Origin of the sequence: Paraburkholderia ribeironis, from assembly GCF_900019265.1 — a bacterium.
GTDB classification, from domain to species: Bacteria; Pseudomonadota; Gammaproteobacteria; order Burkholderiales; family Burkholderiaceae; genus Paraburkholderia; species Paraburkholderia ribeironis.
This window is the reverse complement of record NZ_CYGX02000045.1, coordinates 93938-116615: the sequence shown is the minus strand read 5'-3', so window position 1 is coordinate 116615 and position 22678 is coordinate 93938. Positions and strand designations below refer to the sequence as shown.

The window sequence follows — 22678 nt, the reverse complement described above, 5'->3', positions numbered from 1 at the left end:
CGCCTAAAAGGCTAGGACAAGAGCGGGACCGAGGTCAAGCAAGGCAAGCGCACGCCTGGTTGGAAACAGACCATGCTCGCGCATGATTGGCGAGAGCACGAGCGTTCGTTTCTGTGCCGAGCGGGCGCTGGGCCGGTTTTGATGGTGTGCACCGCACTCGATTCGCACGCTGATTCGCCGGAGCCATCCGTCGCGAGGTGGTCATTGAGCGCATCGACAGCTTGATTACGGCGGCCGCTTCACTTATAAAATTGAAGCCAGTCGCCGGGCGAGCACTGCTGTCTCGTGGCTCGTGGCTCGTGGCTCGTGGCTCGTGGCTCGTGGTTAAGCGATGCGTTGAGTCTGGAGACGATCTCACGCAACTCAGGGAGCCCAATTCATCTATCCGGCGTTCAGAAGCAGAGTGTGAGCTGTCTTCGACTTGCCCGGTCAACGCTTACCTGGATTACCTGGAAAGGTTCCTTCGATGCTGCGACGTATCCTGGCTTCCAGCCGCTACATCATGATCGTTCCCGTCATCGCGACGTTTCTGGGTTCCCTGGCGCTGATTCTGTATGAGACGGTCGTCCTGTTCCTGACTGCTCTCAGTGTGGTCGAGGACCGCTCACTGTCGCCCAAGTCGGTAAAGATATTTGCGGTGGGAATAGTCGAGGCCGTCGATGTATTTCTGATCGCGATCGCCGTCTACATTATCAGCATCGGTCTCTATTCGCTGTTCGTCGATGACAAGCTACCGTTGCCGAAATGGCTGGAAATCGACAATCTCGAAGACCTGAAGGGGAATCTGATCAGCGTCGTCATCGCTGTGCTCGCCGTGCTGTTCCTGCGCGAGGCCGTCGCCTGGGACGGTGAGCGCAACATCGCGGCATTTGGCGGCGCGCTGGCACTCGTCGTGGCCGCCCTTGCATTCTTTCTGACGAAGATCAACGCACACAGGCAATGAGGCTCGCCGCCGAGCGCCGAAATGAGCGCGTGGAATCGTTACAATCCCGCAGATGGACCACCCTCTTCAACAGCATCGCATGCGAGACATGCTGACTTCCTATTTCTGGAGTGGCGACGCCATCCGCAGTCGATGTGTCAGTGACATCGTGCTATCCGGCACGGTCGAAGTGCCCGCACCTCCTGCACGTCTGCTCGCAGACTGGCAGCGGGAGTTGTCGTCGCACGTGGTGCTGGAGATCGGGGACGTCGAGGTCATGCCGCTGGCGCGAGCACGGGCGCGCTGGCCGGACTACACGCGCTGTGTGCAGGCTATCGGCGACTGGACGCGCGAGCTTGGCCTGCCGGGCGTGCTTGCGTCCAGTGACGTGGCGCTCATGGCCTGCCGCGGCGCGAGATACCACCACGACGGCGAGCAATACGGCGACATGGCTTTCTGCAATCTCTTCCTGAGCGAAGACCGCGGTCTGGACTTGCATTTTCCGTCGACGGGACATCGAATTCCCCTGACGCGGGGAACGGCTGTGATATTCGATACTGGCCAGCCACATGGCGTCATTGAGCGCCACAGCAGCGGTTTCAATGTGGGCGACTTCGCGCCGGACCACGATTGGACCCAGATCTTCCTGAGCTGGGAACTCCCCATCGACAATGCCCACGTTGCGCACGCCCTCGAGATCGCCTTCGATATCGCCGCGCCGACTGCCGAGCCACTGGATGCGCAACAAATCCGGCTGAACGGCGCACGGGCCGTTGTGTGTCCGGATTCTGGCCGGTGGTGCGCGCTCGACTGATCGCGAGCGCAGCTCTCGTCGCTCATTCGACCATGCACTGATGCGCGTCGAGTCTCTTCAGCACCGCTTCAAAATCCTCGACCGGAACCGGGCGACAGAAATAGAAGCCCTGATACGCGTGACATCCAGCGGCGGCGAGAAAGTCGCGCTGCGCCTCGGTCTCGACCCCCTCGGCGATGACGCCCAAGCCGAGGCTGTGCGCGAGCGCCACAATGGTTCTGGCAATCACGGCATCGTTAGGGTCGATCAACACATCCCGCACGAATGAGCGGTCGATTTTCAACTGGTCCAAAGGCAGACGCTTCAAATACGAAAGCGACGAATAGCCGATACCGAAGTCGTCCAGCGAAAAGACCACGCCCTTCGCCTTGAGTGCGCTCATCTTCTGGATGACGTCCTGCACATTGTCCACCAGCACGCTTTCCGTCAGCTCCAGCTTTAACCGGTCCGGCCTCGCGCCTGTCCGACTGATGATGGCGAATACCTTGTCCACGAAATCGGGCTCGCGAAACTGCTGGACGCTGACATTGACCGCAATCGTCAGATCCGCCATGTCCGGCCGCTTCGCCCAGCGCGCCAGTTGCGCGCAGGCCGTCTCGAGAACCCAGCTGCCCAGAGCGAGGATCAGGCCGGTTTCTTCGGCCAACGCAATGAAGTCGGCAGGAGGCACAATACCGCGCCCGGGATGCTGCCAGCGCACCAGGGCTTCAGCGCCCGTTACGCGGTTACCGTCGATCTGCGCCTGGTAATGGAGCAGAAACTGGTTGTCTTCGATGGCATTGCGCAACCCGGCTTCCAGCGCGGCGCGCTCAACCACGACAGTCTGCATGTCCGGGTCGAAAAAACGCACGGCGTTGCGCCCTCTTTCCTTGGACTTGTACATCGCGAGGTCGGCCTGTTTCAAAAGTTCGTCCATCGAGGCCTGATGTCCCCTGAAGACCGTCGCGCCGATGCTCGCGGTACTGCGGTATTCGATCTCGCCAAGCTGATACGGACTGCCAAGCAAGGTGAGGATTTTTTCGGCCGTGGTCTCGGTCTGATTGGCCGCCTCCTCCCAGTTCTTGTGCAGGTTTCCCAGCACCACGACGAACTCGTCACCACCCACCCTGGCCACCGTGTCGCTCTCGACCACGCTCGCCGCCAGACGTTGCGCCACTTGCTGCAGCAGCAGGTCGCCTTTGTCGTGGCCCAGGGTATCGTTCAACGTCTTGAAGTGATCAAGGTCGATGAACAGCAGCGCGCCGCAAGTCTCGGTCCGGGCACTGGCCGTGATCGCCTGCTTCAGGCGATCCAGCAGCAGCGTGCGATTCGGCAATCGGGTCAGCGCATCGAAAAAGGCCAGTTCCTTGATTCGCTCTTCCGCGATCTTGCGTTCGGTAATATCGTGATGCGTGCCCACATAGTGGCTGACGATTCCATCTTCGCCCATCACGGCGGAGATTGTGAGCCATTTCGGATACACCTCGCCATTCTTGCGGCGGTCCCAGATTTCCCCTTGCCATCCGCCGACACGATGGATCGCTTCCCACATCTGCTGAAAGAATGCGGCGTCATGACGACCCGACTGCAGCACTCGCGCTGTCTGGCCCACGATTTCGTCGGCCGTATAGCCGGTGCATTGGATAAAAGCCGAGTTCACGCGCAGGATCGTGGCGCTCGCGTCGGTGATCATCATCGGTTCCATCGAGTCGAATGCAACAGCGGCGATTCGAAGCTCAGCCTCGACCTGTTTGCGCTCGGTAATGTCGCGACCGCTCATGCGAAAGCCGACGAAATCGCCTTTGGCATTGCTGATCGGCACCCAGGAGGCGGAGAGCCACATGACGGAGCCGTCCTTGCGAACGCAGCGAAACTCGAGGTCATCGCCGCGAAAGCCTTGTTGCGCTTTCCGGAACTCGGGTGCGACGCGAGGCATATCCTCCGGATAGATCACAGTGCCGGCAAGGTCCGGCATTGCCATGCACTCGTCGACCGTATAGCCGATGTACTTCTCCACTGCCGAGTTGATCCAGCGGGGCTTGCCGTCGGGTCCCCACCAGGTCTCCCAATTGACCGTACAGTCGGCGATCGCGCGGAATTTCTCCTCGTTCTCGCGCAATTCCTTTGTCATGGCCGAGGCAAGCCGCATTGCGCGGCGGCGGCCGGTCATCATCAGCCAGGTGAGCAGCCCGAGCAGCAGGCTAAGGCCGACGCCGATGCCGGCGATCGGCAGCGCCGCGTTGCGGCCGAAGCGGGCCTTGAAGTCGTCCTGCGCACTCATCGAGAGTATCCAGTCATGGCCGCCGACGACCAGATATTCACTGGCCGACATATCCGCCGCGAGATGATGACCGGGCGCTTCGGGGGTTTTGTGCAACAGCGCCGCGGACGACGGTTCGACGCCGTCGTAGATAGCGATCGTGAGGCCGGGTGGTTGCTCGCCGTACAGGCTCGCAATGACGTCGTGCATGCGGAAAGACGCGTAGACCCAGCCGACCAGATGCGCGCGGCGCTGGGCAACGCTGTCTTGCGGCTCGCCCCGTGCGTAGATCGGCAGATACATGATGAAGCCCGGGCGGGCATTGCTGCCGGCGTCCACTGACAGGCGCACCTTTCCGGAAAGGGTCGCGAGGCCCGAGTCGCGCGCCTGCTCCATGGCACGCCGCCGTACCGGGTCGACCCATGCATCGAAACCGGGCGACGCGCGATTGATGCCGACATACGGCTCTCGCTGGATGATGGGCGCGTAGTTTTCGCGTGCGCCGTTGGGCTGAATCGCATAGTCGGGCAGCCCTTGACGGCGCACGGTCGCGATATGTTCGGCCTTTTGTGCCGCCGGCACCCAGGAGATCACGCCGATCGCCTGGATGCCGGAGAAGTTGGCGTCGAGCGTGAGCGCGCCGACGTAGTCGCGGAATTGGTCGCGGTCAATCTGCCCGGTGGCGGCGAACATGCTTTGCACGCCGTGCAGCAGGAGTTCATAGGTGCCCATGCGCTGCTCGATGCGGCTGACAGCGTCGCCCAGCGAGAAGTCGAACTGCGTCTGAAGTTCGTGGCGGGCGGCTTGCCGCTCATGATCCCACAGCATCCACGTCACGCTGAGCGCAGCGGACATGACCAGTAGCGGCAGCAGGACAAGGCGCGTCCAGTTCACTGCCGGGTCTGGAAATTGACCATCGCGCCGGCAAGGTCAGGTTTGAAATACTTTTCGAAGATTCGCTGAACCGTACCGTCCGCGCGCATTTCATTCACCAGAGCGCGCCACTTTTCCCGCTCGGCTTGCGGCAGCGCCTTCTTCGACATGATGAGGCCATGCGGGACGGAAGGGTCGTCGAATTCGACGATGCTGGTCACGTCGCGGATTCTCTTTTCGTCGATTGCAGGGTAGTCGAAAGGCTCGATAATCATGCCCTGGATGCGCCGGAGAATCAGCGCCTGGTACAGCGGCTCCAGACCGCCGGCCTGGCTGACGCGGTTTTGAGCCGACAGCGCGTCGACCAGCCGGTTGGCCGATTCACTATAGCGAAAGCTGCGGATGACGCCGAGTTGAAACTGGTCGTTATGCTCGAAATCGGCCAGCTGACGGATTCCCGCGTCCTTGCGCACCAGCAGATAGTACTTGTTGCTGAAATACCAGGCGAAATCCGCGTACTGATTGCGCTCGTCATTGGCAATGCCCGACAGACTGAAATCGAGTCCGCCCGATTCGATCAGCTTCCAGATCCGCGCCCGCGACATCAGGCTGACTCTGATCTGGCAGCCGCTACGGCGAATCAACTCATCAGCGAAGTCCTTGTCGATCCCGGTGTCAGTGTCGACAGAATAGAGCAGGCCGTGATCGTGCAACGCCAGCGTAAATGAACGCGAGCATTCCGGGCCCGCGGCCATGGCATTGCCAAGACAGCTTAGCGCAAGCAGCAAACTCGAAAGGCCATGTCGAATCACAGTGTCTCCGTCGCGCGAAAGTGACCTTAATACCGCACTCAATATTTCAGCATGATGTCGACAGCGAATCCCGCTATTGCGTCGCTCCGAATGCTGCTAATAAGATGAAGATGCGTTTTTTGCAAGCTCATCAGCATACCCTGCTCCGCAGGGCTGCGGAACCTTTGATTGAAAGGCGCTCTTCACGCAGTATCGGCAACGCTCTGCAGTTCTTGAGGGGTACTGGTGTTTTTTCCCGGCACGACGACGGCCTGACGAGACTTAGGTAAGCGAAGCAAACGTTTGCGGTGGCTCAGCCCAGGATTCAATCGAATTTACAAAGCGCAGGCGCAGGCGTCATGATGCGCGCATCCACACGCCACACCGAGGTGGCGGCGAGAGAAGGAGCGTCCAAATGTCCATGCATGCGTTGGTACTCACCCGCTATAACGGTCCGTTGGAACTCACGACGCTGCCACGCCCCGAGCCCGCGGCCGGTCAGGTGCTGGTGCGCATTGCGGCGAGCGGCCTCAATCCGCTCGACGTGAAGATTTGCGCGGGCGCCGCCGGGCATGCGAAACACCCGTTGCCACTGATACTGGGCATCGATCTGGCCGGCACGGTGACGGAGGTCGGCGCCGGCGTCACTGAGTTCGGTGTCGGCGACAAGGTATATGGCATGGCGGGTGGCGTCGGCGGCATTCAAGGATCGCTTGCGCAGTACGCAGCCGTCGATGCGGCTCTGCTCGCTCACACACCGCACAATCTGTCGATGCGCGAAGCGGCTTCATTGCCGCTCGCGTTCATTACCTCGTATGCCGGCATCGTCGATCGCGCCAACTTGCAGGCCGGTGCGAAAGTGCTCGTTCAGGGGGGCTCAGGCGGTGTCGGTCACATTTCGGTGCAACTGGCACGGGCGCTGGGCGCCGACGTCTATGCCACCGCCAGCGCTCATCATGGCGCACTGATACAGCAGCTCGGTGCAACGCCGATCGACTACCGCGCGCAGTCCGTCGAGCAGTACGTGGCGGCGCATACGGATGGCGAGGGATTCGACCTGGTCGTCGATACGGCAGGCGGCGCCACGCTCGATGCTTCGTTCGCAGCCGTCAAGCACTTCGGGCATGTGGTCAGTGCGCTCGGCTGGGGTACCCACGCACTCGCGCCGCTATCCTTTCGCGAAGCGAGCTATTCCGGCGTTTTCACGCTATACCCGTTGCTGTCGGGAAAATGCCGCGCACACCATGGAGCAATGATGCGCGAGGCAACACGACTCGTGGAAAGCGGTGTCCTCAAGCCGGTGGTCGATCCGCGACCGTTCGATCTGAGCACGGCAGACGAGGCGTATGAAATCGTCGCAGCCGGCACGGCACGTACCAAGGTTGTAGTCGAGGTGGAGTAAGTTGGCGGCGACGTTCCGATTCGCGACCACGATTCGCCAGGCGAAGCCAGCCCGTCGCGGGCGTGTGTGTTCCGTGTGTGTTATTTGACAAACGCCACGCTGGTGGGGCCCGGTACGTCGGCCGATTGCCCGGTGTCCGCCACCTTGCCCGACACGGGGTCGATACTGAACACGTTCACTTTGCCGCTGCGCTGGTTCGCCACCAGCAACCATCTGCCCGACGAATCAATGCCGAAGCCCCATGGCTTGTCGCCGCCCGACGACACACGCTGAACCAGCGAAAGCTCTCCCGTGTCCGGGCTCACGCCATAGACCATCAGCGAATTTTCTGCGCGGTTTTCGACATAAACGAAACGTCCGTCATGGCTGACCGCAATCTCGGCTGCGCTTTTCACACCGTCGAACGTCTGGGAGGTGATCGGCAACGCTTGCACGAACGTCAACTCCTTTTGTGACGCGTCCCAGCGGAACACCATGATCTCGGCGTTCAGTTCAGTCAGCAGGTAGACGAACCGACCGTTCGCACCAAACTCGATATGACGGGGACCACTGCCCGACGGCGCAATGAACGCGTGCGGATGAGCATCGTCGTCCTGTGACAAAGCGTGTGTCGCCCTGTCGAAGCGATAAATGAAAACGCGATCCGCGCCCAGGTCGGGAACCAGCGCGTACTTGCCGGACGGATCGATGGCGATACTGTGTGCATGCGCACTCGCCTGCCGCCGATTCGGTCCGGACCCGGTCTCCGCGATCGTGGACACGAGTTCTCCCACGCTGCCGTCCGGGTTGACGGCGACGCTCGATACGGACCCGCTGTTGTAATTGGCGCCCAGCAAGGTCATCGACGCAGGATCGAAGCGCAAATATGTGGTTCCGCGGCCGCCCGTCAGGACCGCGTTGACCCTGGTGAGCGCGCCGGTTCCGCGATCCGCCGCGTAAGCGGTGATGCTGCCTTCTTTGGTGCTATCGTCATCGACCGCGTACAGGATCGGCAGATCGGGATGCGCCGCGACCCATGTGGATTTCAGCCCTTGTGCAACCGGGCCGATCGCTGTGAGTTGGCCGGTGGATGTATCGAAGCGCAGCGCGCTGATCTGGCTCTGTGACGTGCCGACGTAGACGAATTCAGTGTGCGCGGGTGTCGGTAACGTCGCGGCACGAATGGTTGTGTCTACCATGCCTGCTGACAACGTCAATACGGCGAGCACCACCACTCCAAGCCGCGTCACGCTATTTTTCTGAAACAACCGGCTCATATCGATTCAATGGAGACACAGAGGGTGTGAGAGGAAAGTCAGTGCCTGCACACATAGTATCGACAGGCCACCAACGGCAATCGTCCACTATCCGCATTGCGGCTCGCCGCTGCACAGTGCCGGTGAAAGCGACCAGCAGTTCTCGCACCGTCGGTGGGGTGAACACGCTGGCTAAGCGTATTCGATCCACCTTCTGGCGTCCCTGCACAAAAATCCGATTCACTTGCATTTTTCGACCCGCTCGAGTGCGGCATCGATTCGCAAATCAATCGGCCGGGAGCGGCCTCGATGGCGACGCATGCCCGTGTTCAGAGAAAGGAATCGCCATGGCCGGCCATAGCTTGGCCGCCTCGTGAAGACTCGTCGGACTTACCGCCCCGCTGCGGCGACAGGACTTTGCGATGGGGCCTGCTGTCGAGCAGCGACGCGAAACTGACTTGGAGCCTGGCCGACTTCTCTGCGGAAGAACCGCGTAAAGTACGCGGCGTCCACGAAGCCAAGTCCAAAGGCGATCTGCTCCACTGACATGTCGCCGAAAATGAGGTTGCGTTTTGCTTCCGTGATAATTCGTGCATGAATCATTTTCGTAGGGCTTTGCTCCGCCGCTGAAGCACAGGCTGCCCGCAATTGCACCAGAGACACCGCCATCATTGACGCATAGTCTTGCAGCGACAGGTTCTCCCGGAAGTGTTGCTCAATCAGCTTACGGAACCGGTCCACCTGGCGAATATCGTTGCGTATTGCGCCTTCGTTGCCGGTCTCGTCCAAACGTGTTTCACGCACGAGTCTGAGCAGAAGAGTCGTAAGCAGCGCTTCTGCGCCGACCACATGCCCGACTGCGTCGGACTCGACCTCATGCTTGAGGCTGTTGATCAAATTGTAAAACTCCATTCCGGCCTCGGCGGAATAAGACAGTGGAATCATCCTGGGTGACGCCCAGAGCGCAATGAACTCGCGGAGTTTGGCGTTGACTTGCGCCAGATAGGCCACCTCGATCGTCACCACCCATCTGTCGACATCGTCATCGTAGTCAAGACCGTGGACACATTCGGTCGGCAACAGCAACGCGCAGGGACCCTCGAATGGCACGCTGCTACCTTCGAGGTTCATGACACCGCGCCCGCTGCGAACAAAAATGACCTGGCCATAAGCCGGATGCGCGTGCGGCTCGGTTCGCCAGCGGCCCCGGTCAGTGACATGCCCGACATGCACAAGCCATGGCTTTTCTTCGGGGCGCTCCACGTACAAACGGACCTTGGGAACGGTTGTCCGCTTCACTTTGCTGAACGCTTTGGATTGATGTTTTGCCTCGGCACTGTGTGTCATAAAGTCTCCTTGACGGCCGAATCGAATTCAGCAGCGGCCGTCATTGCAATACCGGCCTTACGCGGAAGATTTCTGGCGCTGGTTCCGCTCGGGCCGCATTTGGCCAATCAGGCGACTGTATGTCGTCTTCACCATAGGGTTGGTCAGTTGCATCTCTCTCGGCTGATTTTCAACGCCATTGAACGGTTTGTTGCAACAGACAATGGCGCAACCAGGCTTGATGCCGCGCTCGCGTAACGGCTGTCGCTCCGGATCGGGGTCGTCGCCGTGATCGGCGTGGAGCGCTAGTGCTTTTTGAAGTGATCGACGTTGGCGTTCCCGCATCGCGAGGTGCGTGTCGAACAAGGGCCGCGGCTGCGTGACATCGCGATGACTCGCGCCGATCACGATTGCGGCGAGGAGAATGTGATTCGCGCCGCCGGGGCCACAATCACCAACACGCATGGGCTTAAAGGCGGTAACAACGGATCGATACGTAACCACAGTTCGTCATCCAGAAACGGCTTACACCTCGCCTCGGCCTGTCATGGTTTCGACAGTGGAGGTTAATAGCTCGGCAAAGAAATTAACAGGCTCGGGGGTTTGAGGAAATCGTCTATACGTAGGTTCTCCGCCATTGAAAGTACCTCGCAAGTCTTGCCAGCAGGCCTCACCCAACCATTTTCCCAGCGTATTCCCTAATAAGAAAGAAGCCAGAAGCGCGCCGGGATGTCATCCTAGCACTCTCGGAGAGTCGCGGAAACCGGCAATATTTTTCCAACCATTTCCGTGGCATGTGCAACGGTATTGACCGAGCGCCGGTGCTCGTCCCGAGCCACCGGCGCCGCCAGCATCAGAATCTGTGCACCATTCCCACTACTACGCCGCGCGTGTCGGCGCCTGGCGCGACCGCAATACCCGTATAGCCGGTGCCGTTGAGGGTGAATTTCGCCTGATTCCGGTTCTGGATGAATCCTGCAGAACCATACAGCGTGGTCCGCTTGGAGAGGGAGTATGAATAAGTCAAGCCCACTTGCTGTGCGTTGTTTCCCTGGCCTTTGCGGTCGTGCGCATAGCCGTACATCAAAGAAAGCTGGTCGGCGGGACTGAACGAATACGAACCCGATACTTCGTACACGTCACGCTTTACGCTGTTGTCGGTCTGACGTTCCGTGTGGTAGGCCAGATAAAACCGGGCGGATCCGACGCCCATCGACGCCCCTGCGTTGAAAATCTTGAGTGTCGAGGTTCCGGCCGCATTGTCCGCCTGCTCATAGCCGGCCGCCGCGCGAAAAGGTCCGTTTACGTAACGGACTGCCGCGTTATAGAAATGCAGCCCGTTCGTCGGTTTGGTCGTCGAATCACGCATCGCCACCATAAATTGCGCGGCCAAGCCGTAGACCGTGGGCGTGAAATAGGAGATCGCGTTATTGACCCGGACGGTCAGGCTGTTGAAATTGTTCATCGGGGATCCGATGCTCATTACCGCCACCGGATCAAGTTCGGGGTTGATGAATACGTACTGCGGTGTATTCTGCAACCCGAAGCGCGCCTCACCAAAACCTCCCGATACGCCGATCCATGCCTGACGATTGAAAGCGGCGGCTGAATTCGATGCCGCGCCAGTCACTCCGGAGAAGCCCTGCTCCAGCTGAAAATTGATCTGCAGGCCGCCACCAATATCCTCCGTGCCCTTTAACCCATACCTGCTGGCAAACAGTCCGCCGGATACGGCGCGCGTTACCGCCCCGGCACCCGCATTCTGATATTCCAGGCCGTTGTCAATGATGCCGTACAGGGTGACTGACGACTGAGCATATGCAGTGCTAAAAACGCATGCCGAGGCGATGCCGGATGCAAGAGTGACCAGCTTTTTCATTTCATCTCCGAATAAACATGTAATTATTAAAATTCCTCCTTTGGCCGATCGAATTGCCAAATTCAAGAACTTCACATATAAGTTCGCATTCCTGATGTTATTTTTTTGTCGGCTTCCTTTGACCGATGGACAACAAAATCCAGGAATGTACCTGGCGAACGTGTGGACCCAGAGATTTCAAGCCGGTACAGCCGCGCAGAATGAGGAAGCAACACGCCTCACAGGCTGAAGAAAACAACCGGTGCCAATGGCCGCGCGAGTCATGCAATGTTTGAACTCGGCCGAGGATCGCATTGAGGCGCGAAGCCGAAGGTTCGCCGATGGCTCAAAGATCTGATAAAGCCTCCAACCATCAGACACATTGTCTTGCGAGGTCAAGAATATTTGATGCCCCATCCCTCGTCCCTACACAAAACTTAGATTCACTGGCATTTTTTTCGATCGACGCAAGCCGGCAAGAGCGGTTTGACCACGCTTTGTGATTCGGTCAATTCTCACTTTGGTACTGTCAGCCCGCCACGTACACCCTCCGGCTTACCCGGCAATACCAGCGACCAAAAGCGCACCAACGCCCAAGACTGGCTCGGCATGCCAACGCGGTTCACCGCGCCGCCGATCTCCACCAAGAGATAAAAAAATGCCAGCGAATCTAACTTTTGTGTAAAGGCAGACAGTCGGGCATCCAATACCATTCCTGACGCCGCAACAGAATTGCACTGTGTTGACTCTCCCAACAGTTGCCCGGGGGCACGGCCGGATCAAGAGTCGGGACGCGACCTTGCGTCATTTATCAACATAAATCCAATTTCGACGGAGAGACCTCAAAGACATTCAATAAAAAGCGCGCAGCGCCAAGCTCGGGCATTTCCCTAGCCTTGTATTGCAGGGGTAAGTCGACCGGCTTCGACAACCAGCCCCGAGCATCCAGCCCCCTCGTTCGTCGTCGACCAGGTCGAACGAAAGCGGGACTGACAGAACCATATGGACGGAGACATGAAAGGAATATCTATTGCTTTGCGTAAGCCGCTTCTTGGCGTGGCCATGTTCTGCTGTTTGAGCGAACTCAGTTACGCGGAGGTGTTCAGCGCACCTACCACTTCCGCCCCCACACAGACCCAACCGGCCCCCGCGACGGGTGCCGGCCCTCTCTCTGCGGCGGATTTGAAGTCGGGCGAGGAAATCGGCGCGCCGCCTGTGTCGTGGAACGATACTTATATCGGCTACCGCTACGGCAGCAACTTCCACTACCCGGGCGTTCCCGACAAGGTCGCCCAGAACATCGGCTACCTCACGACGGCCGGCGGCTTCAAATTCGGTAGCTACGCGTTCAACGTGGATTACATCATCTCGAACGATGCTAATCCGGAAGCCGGCGGCCCGTCTTCGGGTGGCGCACAGGAGTTGTATAGCGTCGGCCGGGTCACGTTCAGCGCCGGAAAAATTCTTGGGCGGAAGGTGGGCATCGGCATCATTCGGGACGTCGGCCTGACCACCGGTTATGAAATCGGCACCAAGAACGACGCCTTCGCAGAGCGTGCACGGATGCTCGTTGTGGGTCCGACTATCGAATTCGCGATGCCGCGAGGCTTCCTGAATCTGACCGCGGGTATTCGAACCGAAAGCAACCACAACGGTGTGGTCGGCAAGGACGTGCGTTTCGACACCGCGTGGCACATCGAGAGTTCGTGGCTCGTTCCGTTCAGGACGGGGCCGGTGCCATGGATATTCCGTGGTTTTGCGAGTGTCACTGGTCCAAAAGGAAAGGATGCTTTCGGAGTTGAGACGACGACGGAATTTCTCACCCGGGTTTCCCTGCTAGCCGACCTTGACTCGTTCGCCGGTCACCCGCGCACGATTTACGCGGGCGTCGGTTACGAGTACTGGTATCACATGTACGGCTCGCCGACTCGCGAAACGAGTCAGCACGATAACATCAGCACCGATGGTGATGGCCGAGATTCACTTCTAATTGGCAACGTAGTTGAACGCGACGACCATTGGCGTGCCCGATCAGTGGGTACCAATGGTCGTTCGAGAGATACACCGGTGTCACGTCTCTCTCATTGATGGTTTCTGAAGCCACATCATCGGCGGCGGCCGCTGTGTCGTGTCATGCACTTCCCTACCAGACTCTCTCGCTCATGAAGAACCCGGTTCTTGCGATTTCTTCCTACCGGTACTTCTTTCTGAGCCGTATTGCGATGACCATGTCCAACCAGATGCTCATGGTGATCGTTGCCTGGCAGATGTATGACTGGGCGCGGTGCCCTCTGTACTGTTGGGCGGCGCGGGCACCGTGATGATCGTCGCTCTCTGGATGAAACTGTTCCCTTCGCTGGCCCAAAGGGAAAAGTTGACCGCTTCCTAGCGCAGCGCCTCATTCCACGACACCAAACGTTCAGAATTTTTTTCCATCCCTCTGGAGTAGCAATGCAGATTCAGGAGCACACAGCCGCTCAGATTCGCGCCACCGTTACAGCGGCGGCGCAGGTAGCCGACGATTGGGCTCAGTCATCCGCCCAAACCCGTGCATCACTCTTGCGCGGACTCGGAGATGCGCTGATCGCACATCGGGAAGCGCTGGTCAGTCTCGGCGATGATGAAACCTCGCTTGGGCCCGTGAGGCTGAATGGCGAACTGGAGCGCACCAATTTTCAGCTTCGCGCGTTTGCCGATCACGTCGAGGCCGGCCATGCCTTTGCGGTGTCCGAAGACGCGGCTATCGTCGGCGCGCCTCCTCTTGGGCGCCCGCATCTGACTCGTGTGCGCATTCCGCTTGGACCCGTCGCGATGTTCTCGGCGAGCAATTTTCCATTTGCGTTCTCCGTCCTGGGTGGCGACACCGCGTCAGCCCTCGCTGCCGGCTGCCCCGTGGTGATAAAGGCGCACCCCGGTCATCCGCGCCTGTCGCGCAAGGTATTCGAACTGGCGCGCTCGGTACTGGCACAGCAGGGATTGCCTGAGGGCCTGCTCGGCATGGTGGAGGGTGCGGGCGTCGACGTAGGCGTCGAACTGGTACGTAGTCCCGATATCGCAGCAGTTGCCTTTACCGGATCATTCAAGGGCGGTACGGCATTGTGGGCGCAAGCGAATTCGCGTCCTCGACCGATCCCGTTCTATGGCGAACTCGGCTCGATCAATCCGGTCGTCGCGATGCCATCCGCGCTGGCCGCGCAAGCAGAGGAACTGGCGCAGAATCTGGCCGCGTCGATCGAGTTCGGATCTGGACAGGTCTGCACGAGTCCCGGCCTGGTTGTGCTGCTCGACAGTGCAGACGCCGACAGATTTGAAAGTGCGCTGCGTGACGCACTGCAGAGCAAGAAGACCCACGCCATGCTGACACCAGCCATGAAGCGCAATTTCGATGCAGGTGTTGCCCGTCTGATTGGCACGCCCGGCGTGCAGACCATTCTGGCCGGCGAGTCTGCCAGTGAAGATCATGCGCCGCCGCGTCCAGTGCTTGCGCGAACCAGCGCGAAGAACTTTGTGGCACAGCACGCGTTGCATGAGGAGATCTTTGGTCCAGCCTGCCTTCTCGTGCGTGCGGGTTCTACCGATGAAATCGTGGAAGTTCTGAACGCGGTCGGCGGAAGTTTGACAGTGACCATCTGGGGTGCACAAAGCGACTCTGCCGACGCGCGCCGTATCACGCGCTGCGCGACGCAGATCGCCGGGCGGGTTCTTTTCAGCGGCGTTCCTACCGGAGTTGCCGTGACGGGTAGTCAGCAGCACGGTGGACCATGGCCGGCGTCAACCCAGCCCTTCACGACCTCGGTAGGCTGTGCCGCGATGGACCGCTTCCTTCGGCCAGTTGCGCTTCAGAGTGCCCCTGCGTGGCTCGCTGAGCGTGAGGGACAGCCTTGCTGATTGCTGCGGACAATCGTACGTAGCCGATCACCCTATGAGCGAAAAGAGGCCTCGGGTCATCCGGACTCTTTTCGCAACATGAGAGAAACGTCGATGCAGACGAATCAATTGAAACGAGCGGCAGCTGGGAATCCATGGAGTGTTCTCGTGCTTCTCGCACTCGGACTATTGATTTCCTTCGTTGACCGCACGAGCCTGTCTTCCGCACTCGCGGACCACAGCTTCATTCGCGAATTCGCACTGACGAGCGTGCAGCGCGGCTGGCTCAACTCAGCCGTCTTCTGGTCCTACGGGCTCTTCCTGATGCCGATGGGTTGGCTGGTCGATCGCTATGGTGTGAAATGGCCTTACTCGATCTGCTTCGTGTTGTGGTGCATGGCGGCCGCGGCCACCGGCATGGTCACGACGCTTTCGGCGCTGATCATCATGCGTCTGCTCATCGGTGTGGCCGAAGCCGTCGTGGTTCCGGCCACCTATCGCTACCTCGCCAACAACTTCGAAGAAACCCAGAAGGGCACCGCCCTCGGCATCTTTTCGATCGGCGGCAAGATGGGTCCCGCTCTCGGCGCGCCTATTGCGGCGTGGATGATCGTCGCCTATTCGTGGAAGGTGATGTTCATTGCGACTGGCCTCGCCGGATTGATCTGGCTCGCGCCCTGGCTGCTGATGGTTAAAAACGATTACCCATCCAAAGCAGAACTTGCGGCAGCGATACAGCAGGCCTCTTCGGTGCCCCTCAGAAACCTGTTAGCCAGCCCGGTCATCTGGGGCGGGCTGATCACTAACTTCTGCTACAGCTATTTCACTTTCTATTGCATGACCTGGATGCCGGCCTATCTGGTCGAGCAGCGCGGTCTTTCCCTCGAAAAATCCGGGCTCTATACGTTCTTCAGCTTTGCTGGAATTGCAGTCGTTGCAGCGCTCGCAGGCTGGGCCGCGGACCGGATTATCGCCCGCGGCAACGACGCCGTGGTGGTGCGCAAATGCTTCATCGTGGCCGGCTTTATCGGCGCAACGACCGTGCTGCTCGGCGCCTACACCCCGTCGCCCGACATGGCGCTGTTCTGGAACGTGCTCTCGCTCTCGCTACTCGGCCTTGTCACGGCGAACAACCTGGCGCTGGTCAAGCTGACCTTGATCCCCAAACAGGCGGTCGGCTTGAACACGGGACTGCAACAGGTTGCCACCAGTCTCGCCGGCGGTGTATCGGCGAGCCTTTCAGGCTGGTTGCTCCATCTTGGCGGCAGCTACAGACTGCCCATGATGGCGATCTTCGGGTTCCTGCTGCTCGGCGCAACGAGCACCGTGATTCTGCTTCAGCGCAAATGGGCGCCGAAAGTCAACGACATCGGTAACGAAATTGCGCAGACAGCAATGCAGACTTCTGCCGGGACGCAGAGCGGCACTACTGAATAAAGAAGAACTTGATCAAGGTGCTCCGGTATTCGCTGGTTTGCAGCTTTTCACGGACACCGGCATTCCCGGATTGTTCAATCGGTTCAGTGCAAACTCACTGAAGCGCGCCACGCTTGTGCAACGCTTCGCTGCATTCACGCCAGCGGGTCACTTCCTGGCACGCACGCCTTCTCGGTCGCGTAACGGCGACTCTGACCTCACTCAACGATCGATTTCCAACGACGCCTGAACCGACGTCGCGAGGATCATGATCGCGAGGCGCATGCAGGTGGAACTTCACTGCAAGGGGCTTTCAGAGCAGTCGGTGCTCATTGCACGGGGCCGCCGATTCCGTCTGGCGCCTCTCCAGAACCGGAGTCAGTCGCGCGTCACGCTCAACGGCACCGGATATTCGTGTATCTCCGCAACGCGCGATTCGCGAACTGCTTTCAGTACCGTTCCAACATGTCTCAGAGCCAAAAAAAACGCCGTGCTTTTCGCACGGCGCTTTGTCATACCGACACTATGAAAAGATCAAGGGTTGGGGATGTACAACGGCATCGATTCTTCCCACAACGTATCCGTGATCGGATGCTGATCGGACCCGTCAGCATTCATCACCCAGTTCTGGCCGTCAGGTTGGAAAGTGTTGTCATACAGTGCAAGTTCGTCCCGGAAGCCATAGACGCCGGAGCTGTACGCAATGCGGCCATCCCAGGTCCAGGTCGCATGCCCCTGGTTCGCACCGGGCGTCGTCAAACGCTTCAGGTCCGTGCCGTCCGGCTTGATTGTGTACACGTCATAGTGGAACTTGTTAGGATCATCCGGATTGATTTCCTTGCGTGTGAACACGATCTTGCTGCCATCCGGCGACCAGCCCGGCAGGTTGTCCGGCTCAGTGGTCAGGACGGTGGTTACGCGCGTATCCAGATCGAGAATGCGCAGCCCTTGCACTTTGGCACTCCACACGCGGTAGACGAGCTTTTTCCCATCCGGCGAGTAGCTCGGGTAGCCCGAATTGATAGAGCCATCGGTCAACACTTCCGGGTGGCCGTTCATGCTGCCATCAGCCTTGATACGCACGATCTGGCCAGGACCCGCAGCGCGCGTGAAGAACCATTGACCCACACCAAACGCCACCCACTGCCGATCCGGCGACCAGGTGGGCTGGAATGCACCGGCCAGTCCCTGCTTGACCATAACCGGATTCAGGCCGCTCGTAGCGGGATCGTAAATACGCGTATAGCCGCTAAAGTCCGGATTGATGATGGCAATGGAAGAGTTGATTGCTTTTTCCGTATACACCAGTTTCTGGCGATCCGCTGACAGCTGCGGAAAGACGTCGATGTATCGATAGTTCCACGCAGGATCGAAGCTGAATAGCGTCGTTCCATTTGCGCGGGCTGGACGCATCGTGATCTTTTCATAGACCATTCGAGTGCCGTCTGCCGAGTAACGCGGCGAACGGATACCCGTGTTGCTGGTCGAGCGGAAAGTGCCGGCCGTCGTATAGATACCTTCGGTCTCACCGCCCTTGACGTGATACGCCACGTTGGTGTCGCTCAGATATTGCGGGAATACCTTGAAGCCGGGGGTTGCTGTCAATGTCGTCCTGGCGAGGCCGGACAGATCCACCGACACCAGTTGCGAGCTCACGGAGTTGATCCCCTCCGGACGGTGTGCGCCCCAGGTCGACTCGACTGGAGTTTCATAAAAAACTACCCGCTTGCCGTCAGGTGACCAGGACGGAGAACCCTCGTCATAGCCGGGATTGCTGGCAATTTTCTTCCAGCCAGAGCCATCGGGCCTGATGACATAGATGCTGCTTTCCTGCGTGCGTTCCCAGCCGACCGGCAGATTGTGGCCGCGCCACTCGGAACCAATGTCGGAAGAGAGTGCAAGCCACTTGCCGTCCGGAGACCAGTAGGGTCTGAAATAGCTATGGGGTTTGCTCGGATCGAATTTCAGATCGCCGGTCACGTTCTTCAGCGCGCCGGTTGCGATATTCAGCGTCCAGATGTTGGTCGTGCCGAAATCTTGCGCGCCCCTGCGTGACGAGACGAATGCGATGACGTTAGGGTCGGTCGGCGAAAAGACGGCGGCATCGTCAAGCGCAATGTGATTGGTGAGTTGCTGCAGGCCCGTCCCATCCACCCTGACGCGATAGAGATTTGACTGGCCCAGGCCGTCACGCTCAGAAGTAAAGACGATCCACTGACCATCCTTCGAAAAGGAACCGTGGTAATCAAAACCTGCGGTCGGAATCAACTTGTGCTCATCTGTACCGTCCGCATTCGCCACATACAGATCGGAAGTCACAGGCCCAAGGCGGTTGAGCAACAAAGTTCCATCCGGTGCGGCGCTCGCTCCGGTCGAAATGAAAATCCAGGCGCCCCCGATGGCTGTACAAGCCATGAGTTTCTTCAAAGAAGAAGTTAAAGACACAGCGAAATGCCTCCGTTAGTTATAAGTAGTTGAGCGGTGTGAAACCGCTCATTTGCTTTTGCGTCGCCACTTTTGTCGACGCGTTGTGGTCTCGTTTCTTACCGCTCGCTCCCAGATTCCGCTCTTCCTTCCGTCATCACTCAGCCCAGGTTGGCCGTGACGTCGTCAAACAGTTCATCCACCGACAGGCGATGTGGAATGATCTTCTGGTCGAGCGCCCAGTCGATCGCCAATTGCAGCCCCTTGCGGTTCGCCTCCAGACCGATCGGCGGAAACACGGCCGGCACGCCTTCAGCGAGCGAGCGGCTCTCGACGATCATCCGGTACAGTTCGCGAACCACATCCGGACGCTGCTTCGAAATGTCCTCGTGCACGACGAACATGTGATTGATCGGCACTACCCCTTCACGCGCAAACCAGTCTTTGGCGGCGGCCTGCGCATCGGGAACGAGCGTGCGCACACGCGGGTCCTTCGGCATGTCTTCGCCGAGCAATGCCGCACTCAGCTCTCCGTCGAGCATCATCTGCGGGATCGACGAGCCTGCGGGCAAACGCACACAGTTATTCGGATCGCGATACTCGGCGAGGTGCCCGTCACCGAGCGTCATCCAGGTCACCTTGTCGAGATCGACACCGTATTCGTGACGCAGAATGCCGCGGATCCAGAGCGCGGTCGTCTGCGTATAGGTGCGAACGCCGACCTTCTTGCCCTCGATATCCTTGGGATTGAGGTGTCCGAAGTCGATGTTGAAGCCGGCGCAATGATGCTGGAAGCGCCCCGAGATCGGCGTCGGCAACAGCACATAAGGCTTTCCATAGGCCTTGGCCTGCAAAAAGGTGACGATCGCCAGTTCGCCGGCGTCGAACCTGTTTTCGCGAACCATCGCCTTGAAGCCGTTATGTGCCGGCGTGGGTCCGCAATAGTCGAGCTTCACGATGCCCGACGTCACGCGGCCATCCTTCATCGCTTTCGTTACCGGATAGTCAGCCAGATTGGTGCGCAGCGTCGGCACCTCAGTGAGGATCGTTGTCATTGATGTGCGTCCTTATGCTTGAATAGAATTACAGCCTCACCTCGATCAGACACGGACCAGCCTCGTGCACCGAGTCGGCCATGGCCTTGTGGAAAGCCTCCGCTGTTTCGACGGCGACAGCGGGCACACCCATGCTTTTCGCCATCGCCAACCAGTCGATCCGCGGACGATCAATGTCGATCATGGCGAGCGCGCGCTCACCCGGCGCACCGGCGCCCATGTGGGCGTACTCGGCTTTGAGAATGGCGTAGCTGTTGTTGGCAAAGATGATCGTGGTGATGTTCAGACCTTCGCGCGCCTGCGTCCACAGCGACTGGATCGTGTACATGGCACTGCCGTCACCGACCATGCAGAACACGCGCCGATCAGGACAGGCCAGCGCGGCTCCGGTCGCAACCGGCGTTCCATAGCCGATCGAGCCGCCCATGTTATTGATGAGGTCGTGACGCGCAGCGCCCACGGTCAGCCCCATCGTCTCGCGGCCAGTGGTCAGCGATTCGTCGACGAGGACGCAGTCTTCGGGTAGCGCGGCAGCCAGCGCCTGGGCAATGCTTGCGGGCCCCAATGCGCCGGTCGGCGGCGCGGAGGTCGAACGCTGCTGGAGCACGGCCGGGGTGTAGGTCGCGCCGAGCGCGTCGACCAGCATTTCGAGGCCAGCGGCACCGTCTTCGCCCACCTCCGCCAGCGCATGAACGCTGGTGCCCGGCGACTTGAGCAGGCTCGGTTTGTCAGGATAACTGAAGAACGCGATCGGCTCGGTCGTCTCGACCGTGATGATGTGCCGGAAGCCTTTCAGATACTCGACGGCCGCATTGACTGCATACGGAATACGCTCGAGCGTGACCCGCCCTGCCCCGCGTTCGATCCGCGCGCTGAAGAATTGCGTCGCGAGGCGGCAGCCTGTCGCCGCCTTCAGCTTGCCTGCCAGTTCGAGCGCGCGGCCGCGGGTCGAGCGACCGGCCAGCACGACGAGGGTTGGCTCGCCCGAGCGCAACACCTTCGCAATGTGATCGATGCGCGCGGCGTCCGGCGTCTTCGCCACGGCAACCGTGCGCGGCGGCGCGACCGGCTCGCCCGCGTCTTGCCATGAGGCGTCACCGGGCAGGATGAGCGTCGCGATTTGCGCCGGATATTCGCTTGCCTTGCTTACCGCGGCTGCAACGTCCCACGCCACCGCACGCGGCGACTCGACGCGACGCACCCAGTGACTCAGCGGTCGTGCGAGGCCCTCGATATCGGACGTCAGCGGTGGATCATATTTCAGATGCGACGCCGAATGCTCGCCCACGATGTTGACCATACCCGACGATGCCCGTTTGGCATTGTGAATATTGGCCAAGCCGTTCGCGAGTCCCGGCCCGAGATGCAGCAGCGTGGACGCTGGCGTGTCTTTCATCCGGTAATAGCCGTCCGCAGCGCCTGTGCACACGCCCTCGAAAAGACACAGCACGCTGCGCATGCGCGGATTTTCGAGCGCCTTCAGAAAGTGCATCTCCGAGGTACCCGGGTTCGCGAAACATATATCGACGCCCTGATCGGTGAGCGTCTGGACCAGGCTTTCGGCTCCGTTCATTCAATACCCCGCCAACTCGCGCGCCGCGCCGACAACGCCATAGCTGCGTTGCGGAGCCGACATCAGGAAGCGATACCCTTCCTTGAGCAGGCGCTCGTGATTCTTGGCGGTGACATGTGGATTGCCGACCACGACGTTGTGCTTGTGGCAAGTTGCGACGATCCTGCGCATCGCGTCGAGCACTTCGGGATGCTCGTATTGGCGCGGAAAGCCGAGTTCCTGGCTGAGGTCGCCCTCGCCAATCAGGATGAAACCGATGCCGGGCACATTCGACAGAATGTCGTCGAGGTTTTCGATCGCCTGGGTACTTTCGCACATCAGCCCGACGAGAATCTCGCCCTCCGGCGCGAGCGGCCACACGTCAGCCTTCCTGTAGTAGTCGGCCATGCTCAATCCCCAGTAGCGCGCCGCCGTGGCAGGGCCGTCACCGCGCACGCCCTTGGGTTCATACAGCGGCGCATTCTTCGGACGTGCATAGCGGCACGACGCGACAGCGTTATAAGCCTGCTCGACGGTCGCCACATGCGGCCACACCACGCCATAGGCGCCGCGATCGAGCACCTGCTTGGCGAAGGCCTGATTCATTTCCGCGCCATTGGCCGGAATACGGGCAATCGGTGTGACGCGCGGCGCGACCGAACCGGACTCGGCAATCTGCTTACGGTTGAGCAAGTATTGCAACGCGTCGCCGAGTGCCGTCACGTCGTACGGGTTGTGCTCCATCTCGAAGATGATGCCGTCATACGGGGCATCGCTCATCTCGATCGCGGTCTGCTTGTCCAACTTGGAAAATGCGGTGAAAGCGGGCTTGCCGGATTCGAACGCGCGAATGATGCCGTTGAGGCGGGTGTCGCTCATAGTCTTTTCTCTCTCGTGAATTGGG

17 protein-coding genes are annotated in these 22678 nt (G+C 59.6%); 6 read left to right on the top strand and 11 right to left on the bottom strand.

Going from position 1 to position 22678, the window contains the following annotated elements; genetic code table 11:
• Positions 1-421 precede the first annotated feature (421 nt).
• Both BN2475_RS20385 and BN2475_RS20380 read left to right on the top strand, forming a co-directional pair.
• Positions 422-943 (top strand): YqhA family protein, encoded by a 522-nt coding sequence (locus BN2475_RS20385; RefSeq protein ID WP_245841438.1) that lies wholly within the window; start codon positions 422-424, stop codon positions 941-943.
• Positions 944-1031: 88 nt separating this feature from the next.
• Positions 1032-1736: a hypothetical protein gene (locus tag BN2475_RS20380; protein WP_245841436.1), complete on the top strand. Its 705-nt coding sequence runs from the start codon at positions 1032-1034 to the stop codon at positions 1734-1736.
• A 22-nt stretch (positions 1737-1758) separates the two neighbouring features.
• On the opposite strand, the gene BN2475_RS20375 is transcribed toward BN2475_RS20380, so the two are convergent.
• Positions 1759-4869, bottom strand: a complete 3111-nt coding sequence (locus BN2475_RS20375; protein ID WP_094781299.1) for a bifunctional diguanylate cyclase/phosphodiesterase — start codon at positions 4867-4869, stop codon at positions 1759-1761.
• The gene (locus BN2475_RS20370) at positions 4866-5660 is read right to left on the bottom strand and encodes a substrate-binding periplasmic protein (protein WP_094781298.1); all 795 of its coding nucleotides are present in this window, start codon (positions 5658-5660) and stop codon (positions 4866-4868) included. The genes BN2475_RS20375 and BN2475_RS20370 overlap by 4 nt, the downstream gene beginning before the upstream one ends.
• Positions 5661-6054: 394 nt before the next feature.
• On the opposite strand from BN2475_RS20370, the gene BN2475_RS20365 reads away from it, so the two are divergent.
• Complete coding sequence (locus BN2475_RS20365) at positions 6055-7041, top strand: zinc-dependent alcohol dehydrogenase family protein (protein ID WP_094781297.1); 987 nt, start codon at positions 6055-6057, stop codon at positions 7039-7041.
• An 80-nt stretch (positions 7042-7121) separates the two neighbouring features.
• Here BN2475_RS20365 and BN2475_RS20360 read toward each other — a convergent pair whose 3' ends face one another.
• The 5 genes from BN2475_RS20360 to BN2475_RS33710 form a co-directional block, all read right to left on the bottom strand.
• On the bottom strand, positions 7122-8297 hold the full coding sequence (locus BN2475_RS20360; protein ID WP_245841434.1) for a lactonase family protein: 1176 nt from the start codon (positions 8295-8297) through the stop codon (positions 7122-7124).
• 369 nt (positions 8298-8666) lie between these two features.
• Positions 8667-9623 carry a helix-turn-helix domain-containing protein gene (locus tag BN2475_RS20355; RefSeq protein ID WP_094781296.1) on the bottom strand — a complete coding sequence of 319 codons (957 nt, stop codon included), beginning with the start codon at positions 9621-9623 and terminating at the stop codon, positions 8667-8669.
• A 57-nt stretch (positions 9624-9680) separates the two neighbouring features.
• Positions 9681-10106, bottom strand: coding sequence for a hypothetical protein (locus BN2475_RS20350; RefSeq protein ID WP_143325829.1), 426 nt, complete (start codon positions 10104-10106; stop codon positions 9681-9683).
• Positions 10107-10455: 349 nt separating this feature from the next.
• Complete coding sequence (locus BN2475_RS20345; protein ID WP_094781294.1) at positions 10456-11481, bottom strand: porin; 1026 nt, start codon at positions 11479-11481, stop codon at positions 10456-10458.
• A 494-nt stretch (positions 11482-11975) separates the two neighbouring features.
• Positions 11976-12167, bottom strand: coding sequence for a hypothetical protein (locus tag BN2475_RS33710; RefSeq protein ID WP_143325828.1), 192 nt, complete (start codon positions 12165-12167; stop codon positions 11976-11978).
• A gap of 307 nt (positions 12168-12474) precedes the next feature.
• Here BN2475_RS33710 and BN2475_RS20340 point away from each other — a divergent pair, with 307 nt between their 5' ends.
• The 3 genes from BN2475_RS20340 (at position 12475) to BN2475_RS20330 (ending at position 16764) form a co-directional block, all read left to right on the top strand.
• Positions 12475-13548, top strand: coding sequence for a hypothetical protein (locus BN2475_RS20340; protein WP_143325827.1), 1074 nt, complete (start codon positions 12475-12477; stop codon positions 13546-13548).
• A gap of 363 nt (positions 13549-13911) precedes the next feature.
• Positions 13912-15348, top strand: a complete 1437-nt coding sequence (locus BN2475_RS20335; RefSeq protein WP_094781292.1) for an aldehyde dehydrogenase (NADP(+)) — start codon at positions 13912-13914, stop codon at positions 15346-15348.
• Between the two features lie 93 nt (positions 15349-15441).
• Positions 15442-16764 carry an MFS transporter gene (locus tag BN2475_RS20330; RefSeq protein WP_094781291.1) on the top strand — a complete coding sequence of 441 codons (1323 nt, stop codon included), beginning with the start codon at positions 15442-15444 and terminating at the stop codon, positions 16762-16764.
• A 513-nt stretch (positions 16765-17277) separates the two neighbouring features.
• Here the strand turns inward: BN2475_RS20330 and BN2475_RS20325 are convergent.
• From BN2475_RS20325 to BN2475_RS20310, 4 genes are all read right to left on the bottom strand, one after another.
• A complete protein-coding gene (locus tag BN2475_RS20325) occupies positions 17278-19188 on the bottom strand; it encodes a hypothetical protein (RefSeq protein ID WP_218023710.1) in 1911 nt (636 codons plus the stop codon).
• 140 nt (positions 19189-19328) lie between these two features.
• Positions 19329-20222, bottom strand: a complete 894-nt coding sequence (locus tag BN2475_RS20320) for a substrate-binding domain-containing protein (RefSeq protein ID WP_094781289.1) — start codon at positions 20220-20222, stop codon at positions 19329-19331.
• 28 nt (positions 20223-20250) lie between these two features.
• Entirely contained in the window at positions 20251-21795 is a 1545-nt protein-coding gene (locus tag BN2475_RS20315) for an acetolactate synthase large subunit (RefSeq protein WP_094781288.1), read from the bottom strand.
• The gene (locus BN2475_RS20310) at positions 21796-22653 is read right to left on the bottom strand and encodes an HpcH/HpaI aldolase family protein (protein ID WP_094781287.1); all 858 of its coding nucleotides are present in this window, start codon (positions 22651-22653) and stop codon (positions 21796-21798) included.
• Positions 22654-22678 lie beyond the last annotated feature (25 nt).

Bases quoted from the DNA above. Each gene is read 5' to 3' on its own strand.
- BN2475_RS20340 (WP_143325827.1), top strand. From the start codon at position 12,475: ATGAAAGGAATATCTATTGCTTTGCGTAAGCCGCTTCTTGGCGTGGCC.
- BN2475_RS20380 (WP_245841436.1), top strand. From the start codon at position 1,032: ATGCTGACTTCCTATTTCTGGAGTGGCGACGCCATCCGCAGTCGATGT.
- BN2475_RS20345 (WP_094781294.1), bottom strand. From the start codon at position 11,481: ATGAAAAAGCTGGTCACTCTTGCATCCGGCATCGCCTCGGCATGCGTT.
- BN2475_RS20360 (WP_245841434.1), bottom strand. From the start codon at position 8,297: ATGAGCCGGTTGTTTCAGAAAAATAGCGTGACGCGGCTTGGAGTGGTG.
- BN2475_RS20320 (WP_094781289.1), bottom strand. From the start codon at position 20,222: ATGACAACGATCCTCACTGAGGTGCCGACGCTGCGCACCAATCTGGCT.
- BN2475_RS20310 (WP_094781287.1), bottom strand. From the start codon at position 22,653: ATGAGCGACACCCGCCTCAACGGCATCATTCGCGCGTTCGAATCCGGC.
- BN2475_RS20335 (WP_094781292.1), top strand. From the start codon at position 13,912: ATGCAGATTCAGGAGCACACAGCCGCTCAGATTCGCGCCACCGTTACA.
- BN2475_RS20315 (WP_094781288.1), bottom strand. From the start codon at position 21,795: ATGAACGGAGCCGAAAGCCTGGTCCAGACGCTCACCGATCAGGGCGTC.
- BN2475_RS20330 (WP_094781291.1), top strand. From the start codon at position 15,442: ATGCAGACGAATCAATTGAAACGAGCGGCAGCTGGGAATCCATGGAGT.
- BN2475_RS20355 (WP_094781296.1), bottom strand. From the start codon at position 9,623: ATGACACACAGTGCCGAGGCAAAACATCAATCCAAAGCGTTCAGCAAA.
- BN2475_RS20365 (WP_094781297.1), top strand. From the start codon at position 6,055: ATGTCCATGCATGCGTTGGTACTCACCCGCTATAACGGTCCGTTGGAA.